At 45.6% G+C, this 17,534-nt stretch carries 16 protein-coding genes and 2 other annotated features (1 of these 18 running past the window's edge); of the genes, 4 read left to right on the forward strand and 12 right to left on the reverse strand.

The genetic code is table 11. The features are described 5' to 3' along the window. Positions 1-1,002: 1,002 nt before the first annotated feature. The gene (locus tag KGF65_RS12345; protein WP_050338799.1) at positions 1,003-1,305 is read right to left on the reverse strand and encodes a HesB/YadR/YfhF family protein; all 303 of its coding nucleotides are present in this window, start codon (positions 1,303-1,305) and stop codon (positions 1,003-1,005) included. Positions 1,306-1,489: 184 nt separating this feature from the next. Between KGF65_RS12345 and KGF65_RS12350 the strand changes: the two genes are divergently transcribed. Further along, positions 1,490-1,945, forward strand: coding sequence for a LytTR family DNA-binding domain-containing protein (locus KGF65_RS12350; protein WP_105923930.1), 456 nt, complete (start codon positions 1,490-1,492; stop codon positions 1,943-1,945). After that, complete coding sequence (locus KGF65_RS12355) at positions 1,946-2,653, forward strand: hypothetical protein (protein ID WP_050338801.1); 708 nt, start codon at positions 1,946-1,948, stop codon at positions 2,651-2,653. Between the two features lie 518 nt (positions 2,654-3,171). On the opposite strand, the gene greA is transcribed toward KGF65_RS12355, so the two are convergent. From greA to KGF65_RS12395, 8 genes are all read right to left on the reverse strand, one after another. Next, positions 3,172-3,654, reverse strand: a complete 483-nt coding sequence (gene greA, locus KGF65_RS12360) for a transcription elongation factor GreA (RefSeq protein ID WP_003638567.1) — start codon at positions 3,652-3,654, stop codon at positions 3,172-3,174. Positions 3,655-3,763: 109 nt separating this feature from the next. Continuing rightward, positions 3,764-4,393, reverse strand: a complete 630-nt coding sequence (udk, locus tag KGF65_RS12365) for a uridine kinase (RefSeq protein WP_003638566.1) — start codon at positions 4,391-4,393, stop codon at positions 3,764-3,766. Positions 4,394-4,411: 18 nt separating this feature from the next. Beyond that, positions 4,412-5,617 carry an endolytic transglycosylase MltG gene (gene mltG, locus KGF65_RS12370; RefSeq protein WP_216748061.1) on the reverse strand — a complete coding sequence of 402 codons (1,206 nt, stop codon included), beginning with the start codon at positions 5,615-5,617 and terminating at the stop codon, positions 4,412-4,414. 458 nt (positions 5,618-6,075) lie between these two features. After that, the gene (pheT, locus tag KGF65_RS12375; protein WP_105923931.1) at positions 6,076-8,493 is read right to left on the reverse strand and encodes a phenylalanine--tRNA ligase subunit beta; all 2,418 of its coding nucleotides are present in this window, start codon (positions 8,491-8,493) and stop codon (positions 6,076-6,078) included. A gap of 8 nt (positions 8,494-8,501) precedes the next feature. Then, positions 8,502-9,548, reverse strand: a complete 1,047-nt coding sequence (locus tag KGF65_RS12380) for a phenylalanine--tRNA ligase subunit alpha (RefSeq protein ID WP_105923932.1) — start codon at positions 9,546-9,548, stop codon at positions 8,502-8,504. A 53-nt stretch (positions 9,549-9,601) separates the two neighbouring features. Continuing rightward, positions 9,602-9,828: a binding site (T-box leader), on the reverse strand. Between the two features lie 47 nt (positions 9,829-9,875). After that, entirely contained in the window at positions 9,876-10,235 is a 360-nt protein-coding gene (locus KGF65_RS12385; RefSeq protein ID WP_021336421.1) for a helix-turn-helix domain-containing protein, read from the reverse strand. Positions 10,236-10,257: 22 nt separating this feature from the next. Further along, positions 10,258-10,767 (reverse strand): HD domain-containing protein, encoded by a 510-nt coding sequence (locus tag KGF65_RS12390; RefSeq protein WP_003638561.1) that lies wholly within the window; start codon positions 10,765-10,767, stop codon positions 10,258-10,260. Positions 10,768-10,867: 100 nt separating this feature from the next. Further along, the gene (locus KGF65_RS12395; RefSeq protein ID WP_216748062.1) at positions 10,868-11,635 is read right to left on the reverse strand and encodes an RNA methyltransferase; all 768 of its coding nucleotides are present in this window, start codon (positions 11,633-11,635) and stop codon (positions 10,868-10,870) included. 368 nt (positions 11,636-12,003) lie between these two features. Here KGF65_RS12395 and KGF65_RS12400 point away from each other — a divergent pair, with 368 nt between their 5' ends. After that, entirely contained in the window at positions 12,004-12,276 is a 273-nt protein-coding gene (locus tag KGF65_RS12400; RefSeq protein WP_003638559.1) for an acylphosphatase, read from the forward strand. Between the two features lie 63 nt (positions 12,277-12,339). Next, positions 12,340-13,269 (forward strand): membrane protein insertase YidC, encoded by a 930-nt coding sequence (yidC, locus tag KGF65_RS12405; protein ID WP_105920896.1) that lies wholly within the window; start codon positions 12,340-12,342, stop codon positions 13,267-13,269. A 201-nt stretch (positions 13,270-13,470) separates the two neighbouring features. Here yidC and KGF65_RS12410 read toward each other — a convergent pair whose 3' ends face one another. The 3 genes from KGF65_RS12410 to KGF65_RS12420 form a co-directional block, all read right to left on the reverse strand. Beyond that, the gene (locus KGF65_RS12410) at positions 13,471-14,052 is read right to left on the reverse strand and encodes an SdpI family protein (protein ID WP_181185349.1); all 582 of its coding nucleotides are present in this window, start codon (positions 14,050-14,052) and stop codon (positions 13,471-13,473) included. Positions 14,053-15,480: 1,428 nt separating this feature from the next. Further along, entirely contained in the window at positions 15,481-15,801 is a 321-nt protein-coding gene (locus KGF65_RS12415; protein ID WP_050338806.1) for a thioredoxin family protein, read from the reverse strand. Between the two features lie 18 nt (positions 15,802-15,819). Then, positions 15,820-17,445 carry a peptide ABC transporter substrate-binding protein gene (locus tag KGF65_RS12420; protein ID WP_313819568.1) on the reverse strand — a complete coding sequence of 542 codons (1,626 nt, stop codon included), beginning with the start codon at positions 17,443-17,445 and terminating at the stop codon, positions 15,820-15,822. Between the two features lie 38 nt (positions 17,446-17,483). Then, positions 17,484-17,534 (reverse strand) — a binding site (T-box leader); it runs 164 nt beyond the window's last position.

Below are 17,534 nucleotides of genomic sequence, written 5' to 3' on the forward strand. Positions count from 1 at the left end.
GGAACAGGGCGGACATCGATTTGAACTCACGCAGAAACCCACTGCGCAATTTCAAATTCGAGTCTTCTTCTAGCCCGGGAAATTCGCCCGGACAAGAAGAATTTCGCCCTTGAGCATTGTCAGCCGGCCCCTACAGTCGGAAACCCGCTCGAATGGCGGATGAACGGCCACCTATTTGGGTGCAATTGACCACTTAATATTAGGTGGCTTGTCCTTCCAGAAAGCTCTTAATCGGTATCGATGATGATTTATGGCATTTAGTTACTGAGAAGATTATCTAAATATTATTCGCCCATCGCAAGATTACAAATTTCAATGTTAACTAGTGTTGAAATTTGTAGATAAAATGACCTTCGTTTAGAATTCGAGACTTTCCTATCTCAGGTGACTAGAGAAAATTCTGACAATTTCAGTGAAACTGCGTGTCCGAAGTATTAAATCATGGTTTAGGAAGCTGAGCAATCGGTAGAAACCATTCTGATTGTTGAATGTCAAAATGACTGTCTACTGAGAACCAACGACCATGTCATCAAAAGTTGGGTCCACACATGTCTGCCTTTCGAATACCATCCCGGCTGGAAGGTGTTTCTGACAATGCTAAGCGTTTTTCAGAGTGTGAGGTTCAGACGGGTTGGGACTGAGGATTAGCCTAGCTAGAGCGTTAAGCGGTGAACTTCCGCTTGGCGTTCTGGCGTAGCTAACCGGAAGTCCCAGTTTGACCCGAGCACGTTTCATCCATACTGCAGCTAACGTGAAAGACCAGTATTTAAGACGTGGTTTGTCGGCTTAAATCTGTGTCCACCACGTTCCAGCGTTGTCAGAAATGCCTGTAAGCCGGTGTAGGACGCATCCACCACAGAAAGTTTACGGGAACTCGCACCGTTTTCAGCGGTCTACAGCTGGTAGCATTTGAACTTAGAAAATAGCATGATTTAATCATGATTCAGGTCAAATTTGCCTGGCACAATATAATATAAATCGTCATTAGCCGTTTCAAGTGTCCTATTCATTGTTAGGGGTGTATTCGTATTTCGGACCATCGTTTGCTTCGTCAAAGTCGACGGTTAGATCATAGCCCGTAAAGAACCACTCGTCACGGTCATTGACATAGTAGTTGACACCGTCTTTTTCGGTAATTGCAATCGGTTGGTGAGGTTCGTCGTCGCGCATGATACCAATGGAGAAGCCACTGTGAACCGCCGTTTTGCCATAAGTTTTGCCATAGAAGCGGACCCCGTTTCCAGTCGTCACACCCATGTCATCATGAAACCACTTGCTTGCTGCATCCGTAATCGTTATTTTCATATTTGCCACCTCATTATTGGAATCGTTTACAATCATTGTGCCCGTTTTAGCGACAAAACGCAACATTGACAGTCAGTGAGCAAGGTAAAAACCACTTGCGCCGACAAAATGACCACTGGGGGAATTTTGATTTACAGCACGTAAGGTTTGTGGTGTACTTAGATTACTCAAGGAGGTGAAACCCATGAAGGTGCATCTTATCCAGAACTCAGAAATCGACGCACCCAGGATCACGTTAGAAATTCCTGATGACTATCCTGATTCTGATGCGTTGCTGGCGGCACTAGAAAATCTAGTCTCGACGGTGGTCACGTTAACCGTTTCACAACGTGGTCAGTTAATTCAACTGCCAGTCACCGACATTCTATTTATCGAAGCCACGGGTCACCAGGTCGCGGCGCATACGCGTACCGGTGTCTACCGCGTCAACCACTCCCTAACTGCGGTTGGTGACAAATTGCCCAGCGAATTCATGCGAGTCTCAAAATCCGCCATCGTGAACACCCGCCAAGTTTATGCCCTAACGAAAACGTTGACTGGCAACCTGATTGCGTTTCACGATTCTCCCAAACAATTGTATGCCTCACGTCGATACTATTCCCCTCTGAAGTATCGGCTTGAACAGAAAGGACTGTTATAAATGCGAAAAAATTGGTTTTGGCCGATCTTTCTGATTGCAAGTGCGGTGATTCTAATCACCAGCCAACTGGGCCTGTTCAGTTATCATCTCAGCCTGTTGACCGTCTTCTTCACCTTGATTCTGGTCGCCTGCTTAGGAAGTAGTTTACGATACTTAAACATGTCCGGAATCGTCTTCTCAGTGGCGTTTCTCGCCATCATCTATGCCCGACCACTGGGCATTACACGGTTAGTGCCTTGGACGATTCTAGGCGCCGCCCTCCTGCTTAGTATTGGGCTCAGCATGTTGATTCGTCCCCGGTACTATCGTTATCATCGTAGCCATTACCACCATCATGAGCATCATCGAGACACCGAAGAGAACGTCGGGACCATCAATGACGACCACGTCAATCTGGATATCTCGCTGGGCAACAGTATCCGCTACATTCACAGCGAGCATTTCAAGTCAGCAACCTTAAACGTCTCAATGGCGGGTGCCAAAGTCTACTTCGATGATGTCAATATCCAAGACAACCAAGCCACAATTTCAGTCGATGTCTCACTAGGGAGTTTGGAACTCTACCTACCAAAAACTTGGCAAGTCCAAGAAGCTATTAGCAATTCAATGGGCCACGTCTCCACTGAAGGCACCCCCTTAACAGCTGGGCCAGGTGTGACAATCAATGGGAGCGTCTCGCTGGGTGAATTACGGATTATTTATATCTAGCTCGTTCATTGATCTGGCTTCATGAATAAAACGGTGAGCTTACGTTCGCTAGCTAGCACACGTAAGATCCTACTGGTAGGCGTTAGAGATAACATTAATCAAGCTAACCGATACGTGCTCGAACAATTGTCAATGAGGCTATGCTAGTCGCTTTTGGGGGTTAAAACCGACAATTAGTAACTGATTCTTCGTTCATACAATCGAATTGCCGCAAGCTTTCAGTCGGCAAAAAGTCTTAATACAACAACATATTGCGATTACCAACTAATTTTCGCTCCCGCTATTTTGAGTAAGTTGCATGTACCAAGCATCCAGACAAACTGTCCAGAGCATTATTCTGCAATTACGACCGCCTCGTACAGACTTATCTGTGCTAGGCGGTCGTTTCGTCACTAACGCTTCATTCATATGCGACCAGAATAACTGTTAGCCGCTTATTCTGATCTTTTGGTTCCCGAGTCAAAAAAATTCCCAGTGCCCGCCAATCATTGGCTTGCACTGGGAATTTTACGCATTAATTACGCGTTTTCAACTTTTAAAATCTTGACCGTCATCGTACCAGCAGGGATATTGATGGCCACTTCTTCATCGACGTGGTGACCAATTAGACCCTTGGCAATTGGTGAGTCGTTTGAAATCTTACCCACCATTGGGTCTGCTTCAGCGGCACCCACGATGGTATATGATTCTGGTTCTTCATCCGGTAATTCTTTGAAAGTCACAATCTTACCAACTGAGACTTCAGTTTCATCAATCTTATCGCTATCAATGATTTCAGCGTATTGAAGCATGTGTTCAACCGTCTTGATCCGGTTTTCTAACAAACTCTGTTCATTCTTAGCAGATTCGTATTCAGAATTTTCGGATAAGTCGCCGTAACTCCGAGCAATCTTGATCCGGTTGATAATTTCTGGACGTTGGTTAATCCGAAGGTCTTCAAGCTCCTTTTCAAGCTTGACCTTCCCTTCTTCTGTCATTGGATATGTTTTTTCTTCAGCCAATGTGTTTCACTCCTCGAATAGAAAATATAGTTATCAAAAACCAGCCTACCATTTCGAATTTTAAATGTAAACGTTAAAATTCGAAATGGTGCTGGTTTAGACGTTATTTTTATAAAATAGAACGGACCTTAGTCGTCAGCAAGTCAATCGCGACTTCATTTTCCCCGCCTTCAGGGACAATTAAGTCTGCGTAACGCTTAGTTGGCTCCACAAACTGATGATACATTGGTTTGACCGTTGCTAGATACTGATTAATAACTGAATCAAGGGTTCGGCCACGTTCCTTAATATCGCGCTGGATCCGACGAATGATTCGAATATCATCGTCGGTATCAACGAACACCTTAATATCCATCAAATCACGGAGACGTTGGTCATCTAAAATCAGCACGCCTTCCACGATAATCACATCACGCGGTTCTTGATGAATCGTCTTCGCGCTCCGCGTGTATTGTTCATAATCATAAACCGGCTTTTCAATCGGTTGATAGTCTAGTAACTGTTTGATTTGCTTAATCATCAAATCAGTGTCAAAGGCCAAGGGATGGTCGTAGTTGACAGCGTGGCGCTCGGCCATTGTCATCTCACTCTGATCATTGTAGTATGAATCTTGCTGTAAAATCAGCAATGATTGACCAGATAATTGATTGTAGATTGCGTTACTAACCGTCGTTTTGCCACTACCTGAACCACCCGTTACCCCGATGACTACGGGGCGGCGATGTTTATTTTCCGTCATTTAAGTGTCGCCTCATTCTTAGTTTTCAGCGGCTTCGTTGTGTTTCGAAACCTTTTTGATATTTGCTGCATGCCCAGCTGCGGTCTTCGCGTAGTAGACGTCACCGGTCTTCAAATCAGCGACAAAGTACATGTAACCCTTACTACGTTGCGCAGGATCAAGCACATCCTTGATTGAAGTCAAGCTTGGACTGTTGAATGGTCCAGGACCGTAACCCAAGTGTAGTCGCAAGTTATATGGTGAATCATTTTGCAAGTCCTTGTTCGTTAACGTCGACTTGTTAGAATTAATCGCATAGAACACGGAAATATCTGAATCAAGTCGCCATTTAGCGGCTAATCGATTCAAGAAGACGCCCGCAATCAAACGGCGATCCTTCGTCGTACTACCTTCACGCTCAACCAATGAAGCTAACGTCATCACTTCTTGCACGGACATCTTCGACTTCTTGATCTTCGCATAGTATGGTTCTAGCTCGTCATTAGTCTTAGAAACCATTTGGGTGACTAACTGCTTCAACGTGGTCTTCTTACCCACCACGTAAGTTGCAGGGAACAAGTAGCCTTCAAGGCGATAACGTACTTTTTTAGCACTCATCGCTGAGCCCAACAGTTGCGGATATTTCTTAGCCAATGATTTGATGAATGTTTCATTCTTCATCAAGGCCAAAAATTCTGCCGACGTGAAGTCAGTTTGCTTCTGAACCGTCTTGGCAATCGTCTTAATCTGACTACCTTCGACAATTAAGACCTTACCGCTGGAACTTTGCAGTGGTTCAGATGAACCACCCTTGTTCAGTGCCTTCGCAATTTGCGACAGCGACATTGATGGCTTCAACTGATAATAGCCGGCGTGGAAGTTCGACAAGTTATGCGCTTTGGTCCAATATTCAAACACAAAGCCACTCTTGATCACTTTGTCACGCTGGAGGATATCGGCAATCTTCTTACTACTTGCGCCGTACGGGATATCAACTTGGACGACCCGATTATCCTTGCTATTGTAAGGTTGCGTTGCATTATCAAAATACCGGTAACCCAGCACCCCGATAATGACTAACAACGCGATTAAGATACCAACGACACCACCAATAACGCGCTTGGAGAACTTTTTACGTTCTTCTTGATCGACACGATTTGGCTCACTTACCCCATGATCCTGTTGATCATTTTGATCTTTTTGATCCTGGTTATCCTGGTTGTTATTCAAGACTCGCCCCTCCATTTATTGATTAATCCTATCAATTATACAAAACTGACGCCCAGTTTGCACTAGTTCGCGACTAGTTTTATATTTTTTTAGGTTCTGCACCTGTGTTGTGCTCGTTATTATTGGGTATTAACGATGATTGAAAGGTGCCATTTAGCCGAATTACTGTTTGTCAACCAAGCGCGTCGTTCTATTCCGACCTCCGGGGGCTGGCTGACAATTGCTGGAACGTAAGCCGAAAGTAGCCCACTTCCGACTAAGAATAATTTGGCTACTGAGCATTGTCAGCCACCCCCTCCAGTCGGGAAGCCGGCCGAATGGCAAATGAACAGCCACCTATTTAGGTACAATTAACCATTGACTATTAGGTGACGGATTCTTCATGCCAACTTAACCATCGGAATACGTTCTCCTGAATCACGAAACGCCGAATGACCTTAAATCATTCGGCGTTTCATCGCTTGAGCAGCTAACTAACGAATCTCGGCACCGAGTTCATCTGTCAGTGCGTTCAGCACTTTTTCAAAAGCAGTCGTGACGTCATCATCGACCAAAGTGGCATTCTGGTCTTGATACGTCAACGTATAGGCCAACGACTTCTTGCCAGCTGGTACGTGGCTGCCATGATAAACATCAAATAGCTGTACTCGCCGCAAGTGTGCGCCGCCCTTCTTGTTGATCAAGGCAACTACCGCAGCGTTGGTGACATCATCATCGATCAACATCGCCACGTCACGCGTGATACTTGGGAACTTCGAAATTGGTTGATATTGTTGCCGCGCCTTTGGTAAGGCAATCAGCGCCGTCAAATCCAATTCAAAGACGTACGTTTCACGAATCTTGTAAGCCTTAGCCGTCGTTGGGTGAACTTCGCCAACGAACCCAACCAATTGATCACCAACATAGATGTCAGCGGTCCGACCAGGGTGCATCTCTGGATGGTCAGTCGTTGCGACGTAACTCACAGCATCTTGTAAGGCTAATGACTTCAAGTAGCCTGCCACGATACCTTTAATTTGGAAGAAATCAACGGGCTGTTCGGCCACGCCCCAGCTCTTTTGAACCATTGAACCAGTAATGGCACCCGCAATATGCTCAATTTCCTTAGGCCGGACTTCCTCAGGTTGGCTGTAGAAGACGCGTCCTTCTTCGTATAACGCCACATTATGTTCTTTACGAGCATTGTTGTAAGCTAAGTCATCTAACAAGCCAGAAACCAGGCTTAACCGCAGCGTCGTACGTTCTGAACTCATTGGGAAGTCCAGCTTGGTCACATCACTAACATGTAACGCAAAGGCACGCGCTTTGGTTTCAGTCGTCAGTGAATAACTGATGGCTTGCGTCAAGCCGGCACTTTCCATTAACTTGCGTGAATCCCGAATCACTTGTTGAGTCTCATTGAGTTTACCAATCGTTGGTTGACCAGTTGGTAAGGTGGCTGGCAAGTTATCATAACCATAAAGCCGAGCGACTTCTTCAATCAAGTCAGCTGGAATATGAATATCCCACCGCCGTGAAGGAATCGTCACCGTGAAGGTCTCGCCATCAACGGTCGTTGGGAAATCGAGGCGTTTGAAGATGTCAGCAACCGTTTCAAGGGACAACTCAGTGCCTAAAACATGGTTGATACGAGCCAAATCAATTTTGACCGTTTCAGGTTGAACGTCTTCATCACGCCCAATCACCATGCCACTAGCAACCGTTCCGTCGCCCAATTCAGCAATCATCGCAGCGGCGGCATCCAAGGCCGTCGCAGTCATACCGTGGTCAATGCCGCGTTCATACCGCATCGAGGCTTCACTATGCAAGTCGTGGTTATGCGCAGTTTTTCGAATCTTAACTGCATCAAACACGGCCCCTTCAAGAGCGATCGTCGTGGTTTGATCGGTTACTTCGGTATCCAAACCACCCATCGTCCCTGCCAAACAGATCGGTTGGTCGTCACTACAAATCAACAAATCGGTTGGCAACAATTCGCGGTCTTCGCCGTCGAGGGTCGTCAAATGTTCCCCGGCTTTGGCTAACCGCACGTTGATGTGACCGTTGTTTAATTGGTCAAAATCAAAGGCATGTAGCGGTTGACCGTATTGCATCAAAATGTAGTTGGTGGCATCGACCACGTTGTTGATTGGCCGCATACCAGCATTCCAGATGCGAATCTGAAGCCATAGTGGACTTGGTTTGATCGTCACATTTTGAATCAGACGCATCTTATACATTGGCACGTCATGTTCATCCGCATCAACGCGAACCTGCAATGCGTCTGCGGCAGGATGAGCCGTGTCTTCATGCAAGTCGACCGTTGGCATCGTTGGTTGTTGGTCGTAAATCGCTGCCAGTTCATGGGCCGTCCCGTTCATACTCAGCATGTCACCGCGATTAGGCGTCACTGACATATCGATGATCTCATCGTCCATTCCCAGGTATGAGAAGACTGGTTCGCCCGGTGTGGCATCAGCTGGCAAAATAAAGATACCATCTGCGACTTCCTTAGGCACTAATTTTTCATCAAAGCCTAATTCGTCTAACGCGCACAACATCCCGTTTGACGGTACCCCGCGCATCTTGCTCTTCTTGATCTTGGTGTGGCCACCGATCCAAGAATTAGGTAAAGCAACGATGACCTTCTCACCCGCAGCGACGTTGGGTGCACCACAGACGATTTGCAAGGGGTCGTCTTCACCGACGTCAACCTGACAAACGTGCAGGTGGTCGGAGTCTGGATGGGGTTCACACGTCAATACATGCCCCACCACGACTTTTTTCAAGCCTTCGCTCGGACGAATCACACCGTCAACTTCAACGGCCGTCCGTTCAATTTTTTCTGCTAATTCATCGACTGGAATGTCCAGCTTCAAATAATCGCGTAACCATGTCGTAGAAATTCTCATGTGAACGCCTAACCTTTCCTATAGAACTGTGACAAGAACCGCACATCATTGAGATAGAAATTGCGGATATCGTCAACACCGTACTTCAGCATTGCAAACCGGTCTGGTCCGAGACCAAAGGCAAAGCCACCGTATTCTTCAGGATCAATCCCAGACATTTCTAACACGTGGGGATGCACCATCCCTGCGCCTAAGACTTCGATCCAACCCGTTTGCTTACAGATGGCACAGCCCTTGCCGTTACAGTTGAAGCAGGTCACATCAGCTTCAACGGACGGTTCCGTGAATGGGAAGAAGCTTGGCCGCAGTCGTACATCAAACTGGTCACCAAACAACGTTTTGGCAACTAAAATCAAGGTGCCTTTCAAGTCAGCCATCGTGATATGCTTATCGACTACTAGCCCTTCAATCTGATGGAATTGATGGGAATGGGTCGCATCATCCGTGTCACGCCGATAAACGCGGCCTGGTGAGAGCACTTTTAATGGGCCCTTTGAGAAATCATGATTTTCAAGTGAACGTGGTTGGTCCGCAGAAGTTTGCGTCCGTAAGAGCACGTCCTTGGTAATGTAAAAGGTATCCTGCATATCACGTGCGGGATGGTCCTTTGGTAAATTCAAGCGTTCGAAGTTATAGTAATCCTCTTCAACTTCATCACCATCAACGATTTGGTAACCCATTCCCATGAACAGGTCTTCCAATTGGGTGATAATTTGCGTAATCACGTGTGGTTGTCCTTGTGGGACTTCACGACCTGGCAAGGTCACATCCAACTTTTCAGCGGCCAATTGTTTATTGACTGCTGCTTGTTCAAGTTCTTCTCGGCGTTCGTCAATTGCAGCTTGCAGACGGTCACGAACTTGGTTGGCATAGGCCCCAACCTTAGGCCGTTCTTCTGGACTCAAGTCGCGCATCCCACGCAAAACTTCCGTAATTGGTCCTTTTTTCCCAAGCAAATCAACTTTAACTTGGTTAACCTTCTTCAAAACGTCAGCTGATTTAATATCAGCCAAGCCTTGATCGCGTAATTCGGTTAATCGATCTTGTAAACTCATATGCTACCTCCAATTTATAATCACGTTGTGGACAAAAAAAGACCCCATCCCAAAAAAGGGACGAGGTCATCGCGGTACCACCCTTGTTTGCATCGCCGAAGCGACACACACTCATACCCGTCATAACGGTCGGGATACCGGAAAATTATTTGTTTTCACAAACGCCCAATTTCAGCTCGGAGAGTGAATTCATTAATCTTGGTCGTCGGGGTGCTTTCAATCGGTGACACCCGTCCCTGTGACGCCATAATCAACTACTATTTCTCGTCAAGGCTTTTATCTACATTGTCAGTTTATGGCAAAGTTACGAGCACGTCAACCCCGTGATTAGGATTCAGCTGGACTAAACCACTTATCCGACCAGTCATGAACCGTATCCATCACTTGCCGTAAATCCTGACCCTTAGTGGTCAAACGGTACTCGATCAGTGCCGAATCACAATGCGTGACCCGACTAACAATGCCGTTTTCTTCCAATTCCTTTAAGCGAACGACCAAGACCCGATCGCTGCACTTAGGAATCCGCCGTGCCAGGTTCTTAAACCGTTGCGGCCCATCCTCAAGTAAAACGTCGATAATCAGTCCATTCCACTTCTTACCTAGAATTGAAAACGTCTTTTCAAATTTTGGACACAGCTCAAAATCCACGTTGGATTCTGTTACCGTGTCAGCTAGCATTTCTGACATGCAATGACCCCCAATTATTGAATTAACCGGCGGAGACCTTGCCTCGGAACCGATCTAGTTGTTTGGCCACCTTCATACGTAATGGTCCAAAAAATTCATGTTCTGCTTCATAATCATCAACCAAAGAGACGAGCAAACTTTCCCGATATTTCGGCATCGCTAACGTTGCGCCGAACATATGCTTCAAAATGATATCCTTTTCCATTGGCGTCAATTTCGTCAACTTTTCGGCGTTACGTAACGCAACCCGTGGATGGATGAATGCGTGTGATCCGAGATCAAACTTGGTTTCACGCCAGTCATAATAAAACAAATCATGCAATAATCCACCACGCGCCACTGCCGTCGTATTAAGATGCCATTTCTTCGCTAAAACATAACTATCATATGAAACTGCAATCGAATGATCCAATCGATTCGAATGGTGGTGTTGTGTGAATTCAGCTAACCGCTGAACAGCTGGCTGTGCTAATAAATCTTCGACAATTGCCACGTATTCGGAATCTTGTTGCCACGCATTATTAGTTTTCATCAAAAGCTCCCTTTGCTAATATCTACGGATATTCTACTAAAAAGTAAGTGAATTTGAAAGTATTTTACCTGGATTTTAGCATTTTCTTACTAAATGTAAGTCAGCGATACAAACCAAACATCAAGATTCCCGCCGCTACTGCAACGTTCAGTGACTCAGCTTGTCCTTTGATTGGAATATATAAATTTTGGTCCGTTTGTGCCAATAATTCTGGACTCATCCCATTACCTTCGTTGCCCATAATCAAGCCAAAGGCGGCTGGCGCATCGACATCTAAGTATTGCGCCGCTTGTGGGTTCAGTTCCGAACCGTAGACCGGTGCGCCCTGTGCTTGCAATTGTGCGACTAACGCCGTTAAATCCGTGCTAATTAGTTGCAAGTGAAATTGGCTGCCCTGCATCGATCGTTCGACTTTCGGTTGATGAATGTCAACCGTCCCAGTCCCAAAAGCGACACCAGTAAAACCCGCGGCATCCGCTGTCCGGACCATTGTTCCAATATTACCAGGATCTTGCACGTTGTCCAACAATAACCACGGGCGTGTCAAATCAAGTTGGGCCAAATCTTCAACGACTGCTGGTAAAGTCGCTACGGCAAAGACGCCTTGGGGGGTAACGGTCGCACTAATATGCTTGGCGACTTCCTCTGAAATTTCGATTACCGCCGGAAAGTGGGTCAAATCCGGCTCAGTCGCCAACTGTTTGCTCGTAATCAGCAATGTTTGAATGGCCACGTGTGCTTTGACTGCTTCATTGACTAAGTGCCAGCCGTCCAATAAATATTGGCCCTGTTGTTTGCGGCCCTTCTTCGTCTGTAACTTTTTCCACGCCTTGACGTGCGCGTTTTGTAACGAATTTATTTTTTCCATTTTGAACTTCCCCATCCTGTCTGCAGGTTATTGATTCCAAGTATAGCATATCGCTGAATGACTAGTTCCATGCTATGATAAGGGGTGAAGATTGTTGTGAGCGGTTTCGATTGCGTTGCCGGCTGAATCAGGTGCCGGCTCAAAATCTGGTACGGCTAGGATTTAAATTGCCGGTAGTCGTCTCAATTTTAGAAGCCAACATTAACGAAGCTCGCATCCTGGTCCATTTGGATGCAAACGGCTTCGGATGAAGCTACCGTCTGTCGGGATTCCAGTTTGACTCAAACGGTCGCAAATTCAGTGGTCGTTTGCTCGTCTCAGCGGACATCCAGCCGCTCGCAACGCAGAAAATAAGAGGAAGTGATTTTATGCGTGCAGTCACGTTAAAAGCAACCGGTCGCGTTCAGGGCGTCGGCTTTCGGTGGGCAACCAAGGTCGCAGCGGATAAATGCGGCGTCAATGGTATTGTTCGCAATCTGATGGACGGCTCCGTGTTCATTGAAGCAGAAGGTGAAGACCAGCGCGTGCAAGTCTTTATTGACGTTGTCCGCCAGTCGCCCACTGATTTTGGCAAAGTTAAGCACCTCGAAGTCCATGAAGTCGAGCCACAAAACTATCACGATTTTCGGATAACCAATTGAATTCCCCCGACATCTTTAGTATCATCATCATTATATGAATTTTGCAAAGGGGATTAATAACTAGTGAAATCAAAAAAAGGCCTTACGCTCACGGTCACCCTGGGAACGCTCGCGCTATTCTTGAGCGGCTGTGTGCAAACGACCAAATCTGGTAAACCATACGGGTTTGTCTACGACTATTTAGCCAAACCTGGTCAAACGGTGATGGAATGGCTCTCACAATTATTTGGTAACAACTATGGCTGGGCCATCATCGGTTTGACTGTCATCGTGCGGTTAGTCCTATTGCCAATGATGATCAACCAACAACGTAAGTCGACGTACCAACAAGAAAAAATGTCGGCCGTTCGACCACAGATGACTAAGATTCAGGAACGGCAAAAAGCAGCGAAGACACAAGAAGAAAAAGCAGCCATCAGTAACGAATTGATGCAACTCTATCGTGACAATGGCATTAGCATGACGGGTGGGATTGGCTGCCTGCCCCTGTTGATTCAATTACCAATCTTCTCGGCGCTGTATTATGCCATCCGTTACTCACCTGAATTATCCAAAGCCACCTTCATGGGTATCTCACTAGGGAAATCTAGTTTGATCCTAGCGATTTTAGCCTTCTTGTCTTACCTGGCACAAGGTTACTTATCCATGATTGGCTTGCCAGAAGAACAAAAGAAAACGATGCGCTTGATGCTGATCATGAGTCCGGTCATGATTTTGTTCGTCTCCATGTCAGCACCCGCTGGATTGGGCTTGTACTTCTTCGTTGGTGGGTTGTTTGCCTGCTTGCAAACTTTGATTATCAACTTCTTCCGACCACGTATTCGCCGGGAAGTGGAAGCTGAACTCAAGAAACACCCCATCAAGACACCGACTCCAGCTGCAGCACAACCAAAGCCGGTCAAGGCCACGGAATCCCATCCAACTAACCGACCACGTAACAACAACGGTGGTCGCGGACGGAATGCTGGTAAACAACAACGGCATCGTCACTAACATCAGCTTGTAAACTGGTTTTAAAAAATAATCCGAGCCATGAAATCAACATGATTTCTGTGGCTCGGATTTTTTATTTGTCGTAATTCGGATCAGCCCTACCCTTGAGCTGAAAATAAGTGTACAAACAATCGGTCCAATTTGTACGGCACCGTGAAATTCTGCGTGACATTGCGCTGACCTGACTACTTCCACACACCTTTACAACAATTTCCGGCTTAAACGATAAGAGTAGCCAAAAACAACCAATGTTGACAATATCAGTAGGGTCAGAAATACGGTGAAGAACAATGCTTGATTGGCTCGACCGAAGAATAGCAACGTCAAATAGCTCATCGCTGTCAGCAGCCGTGCACCAAACACATTCGTCTTCCGCCAGTTTTCATCCGACGCGAAAGTCAAAGGAATACGGACCCCAATCAAATTATTACGCGGCACATAGGCTTCTGGCACCCCGACGATTGAGACGATTAACGCAATCGTCAGAATACCGGGCGTGACGATCAAATTGAAATCCACCAACAATAAATAGCAGAACACCACTAAGTTCAAGTCCAGACCAGACTGCACTAATGCTGGATTGACACTTAATCGCCAACCGCTCACAATAAGCAAACAGCTGATTAGAAATAGCCCAGTCAAACTAAGTAGTGTCATGTTATTCATGGCCCAAACTGGGCGTGAACTAGCAACATATCGTGCGAATAACACTAGCAAATTAATAAAATTAACCAGCACCAACCATTTTAACGCTGAATGCGTATACCAAGTTTTCGGTAACATTCGTGATTTCCCCATTCCACCGGGCCGTGTGCCCGTCGTAGCTTGTATCGTTTCATCCTCAAATTAATGTTTTAATGACAACGCTGAAAATTGACTTAGCCCACTGGTAGCCGCTGTTTGGCATTGGTTGACTAAGCTAAGGTGATTATAGTGCGTTTGGCTGGTAAGGCGTATATGTTGTCTTAGTCTGGTTATTATCCTTACTAAGTGAGATTGCGTGACAATAAAAAACTAGTACTACATGCAATTCACATGCAGCACTAGTTGATTTAGAAAAAATATATGTTAATACGCGTTGTGCTATTTAATTTGTCATGAATCCTGATTAAATCGTGCCAGTTGTTGGATTCCTGTTCGTCAGTCGATGTGCGCCTTATTCCGACTTCCGGGGCCGGCTGACAACGCTGGAACAGGGCGGACATCGATTTGAATTCACGCAGAAACCCACTGCGCAATTTCAAATACGAGTCTTCTTCTAGCCCGGGAAGACCACCCGGACAAGAAGAATTTCGCCCTTGAGCATTGTCCGGCAGTCCGGACAGTCGAGAACCCACTCGAATGGCGGATGAACCGCCACCTATCTGGGTGTAATTGACCACTGTATATTAGGTGACTGGTCCTTCAGATAAACTCATAATCAGCAATGACGCTGATTTGTGGCATGTAAGTCCTGTGAAGATGGTCTAGAGATCATTGATAGGTATTACTGGTAACTAGCTTTAAAATTCACCGATAGTATTGCCTTGCATCTAGGAATCAAGGTTTGTAATTTCGGTCGACTAGAAAAATAACAATGCTCAGTGATGCTATTGGTTTATAACGTTCAAATACAAGTTAGGATAACTTAGTGAAAATCAGTAGCTCACCTTACAGTTTGACTGCTCAAAATAACCGTATGTTAAGAATCAATGACCAATCTATCAAAAATTGAGTTCGCACATGTCCGCCTTTCGAATACCATCCCAGGCTGGAAGGTATTCGGGGCAAGGCCCAGTGCTTCTCAGAGTGTGAGGTTCAGACGGGTTGGGACTGAGGATTAGCCTAGCTAGAGCGTTAAGCGGCGCATTTCCGCTTGGCGTTCTGGCGTAGCAAACCGGAAGTCCCAGTCTGACCCGAACACGTTTCAGCAATATTGTATAGAACGTGAAAGACCAGTATTTAAGACGTGATTTGTCGGCTTAAATCTGTGTCCACCACGATTCCGGCCATTGCCCAGAATGCCTGGAAGACGCCACCACTGCAAGTTTGCGGTAACTCGCATTGTTTCCAGCGGGTCTCAGCTGGCAGCTCTTGAACTTAGAAAATAGCATGATTCAAACATTTTTAATGCTAAATCATGACTATCACAACGCGTATATTACTCAATCCCAGCTAACTTCTTACAAGCTTCTGTGTAATGCTAAATTGTGGTGAGACCTTATCACGTTGTTACTTTAAGTGCCGGATCCAACTTTCTATCTCTGGCTGTGTCTTCAAATCACCATTTACAAATCGACCAATTTCTTGGCCATTATTAAACGCAAGAAAACTTGGCAAGCCACGAATGTTCAAATCCAAACAAAGCTGGGTGTTATCGTCACGGTCTACTTTGATGAAACGATACTGTGAGAAGTTATTTTCAATTGCCGGGAGCTTTGGACGGATATACTGGCATTCTCGGCACCAATCAGCGCCGAAGTAGATAATAAAACGACCGACGCTAAGTTTTTTCAAAAATTCATCTTTAGTTTGTGTTTCAGCTTTTTTCATCAGTTATGAACTCCCCTTTTATTTAAAATAAGCCCTGGTATAGTCGGTTTCGCCAGCTACATGATAAGCAACACCCTTTAATTTGTGGTTGACCAGATGTGTTTCGCGAACATAGTATAACGGAATTAAGCCTGCTTGACTGTGTAACCGTTTGGCAGCCTTTCTTAAATACTGCCAATACTGTGTTTGACTGCTCGTTTGATTGGCCTGAGTGAGCAGACGGTCATAGGTTTTATCATTAAATTGACCACTGTTCATACTATTGGTAGATTGAAGCACACCCAAGTAATTAATTGGATCGGCAAAATCTGCAAGCCAGTACCATTGACTAAGCGCAAACTTCCCACCACTTTTCAGACTTTGCAACCCTTTATCAGGAACGTTTTTAATGCTGACTTGGACATGACTCAGATGTTGTTGCACTTGTTGTTGAACAAATTGCGCGACATTTTTGGTGACATCCTGATCATCACCAATCAAGGTCAAGTGTACTGTTCCCTTGATGTTGGCTTCTTTTAAGCCAGCAGTCCATAACTGTCTGGCCTTGGCAATATCTACCTTGGTAGAGAAACTAGTCTCAGCACTAAAATCACGATTCGTGGTGGGGTCAACGGCAGTTCCAGGGCTAACAAAACTCGACGCTGGCTTTGAGCCGTCTGCTAAAACAGTCTTGGTCAGTTGTTTTCGATTGATAACAAGTGAGAGTGCTTGCCTTAATTTCTTATTCTGAAGCGGCTGACCTGAACGTTGATTCACTTGTAAATAATAAGTCCATGCGCGGTCGACATGTTTGACATTGGCATTATGCTGCAAACTTGTTGCTGTTACACCGGAGATAGTCGCGTCATCCAACTTCCCATCAGCAAACAAATTATGTGCCGTATTCGCATCCTTAACGGTTTGATAACGAATCTGTTTTAATTTGATTGCCTGCTTATCCCAATAATACTGGTTTCGTTTTAAGACATAAGAATCGTTAGAGCCACTCCAGCCGGTCACTTTAAAGGCACCGTTCGAAACCGTCGTTGCCGAGTTAGTACCATACTTGTCTGTTCCGACTTTAGTCACAAACTTTTCATCCTGTGGTAAGAACACCGGTACGGTCACAAGCTTGTTAAAATAAGTCATCGGGTGATCTAACTGAATTCGTAAGGTTCGTTTTCCAATCGCCTTAATTCCCAAGCTCTTATAAGACTTCTTTCCGTTATTGATGGCATCCGCGTTCTTGATACCACTAAAATTGTAAGTATAAACTGGCTTGTTAGCTGGATTCATCGCACGCTTCCAAGCATACTCAAAGTCACTTGCTAAAACGGGATCCCCGTTACTCCACTTGGCATTTTTTCGAATATGAAAGACATATTGCGTGCCGTTTTTGGTCGGTTTAACAATCTTAGTCGCCATCGCGGGAACTGGTTGATCCTTGCTGTTCAAACGATAAAGGCCTTCAGTCGTGTTGACCAAAGTATTAAATTCAGGTAGCGTCGCTTGATTCGTACTGTCCAGTGTCGTGAGCGTTGCTGTCTGCATCAGATTCAAGGTTCGTTTATTTTGATCAGAAGCCCCACTTGAGTGTCCACATCCTGATAACATTAGCAGTGCCCCACCAACAATTAGACTAAGTTTCAATACCCTTTTTTTCACATTTCCGCCTCCCGACAAAAAAATAATCCCGTCCTTAACATAAGGACGAGATTTCCCGCGGTACCACCTTTTGTTGAGCTACTAGCACA

This window comes from Lactiplantibacillus sp. 30.2.29 (genome assembly GCF_018991255.1).
GTDB lineage: Bacteria > Bacillota > Bacilli > Lactobacillales > Lactobacillaceae > Lactiplantibacillus > Lactiplantibacillus pentosus.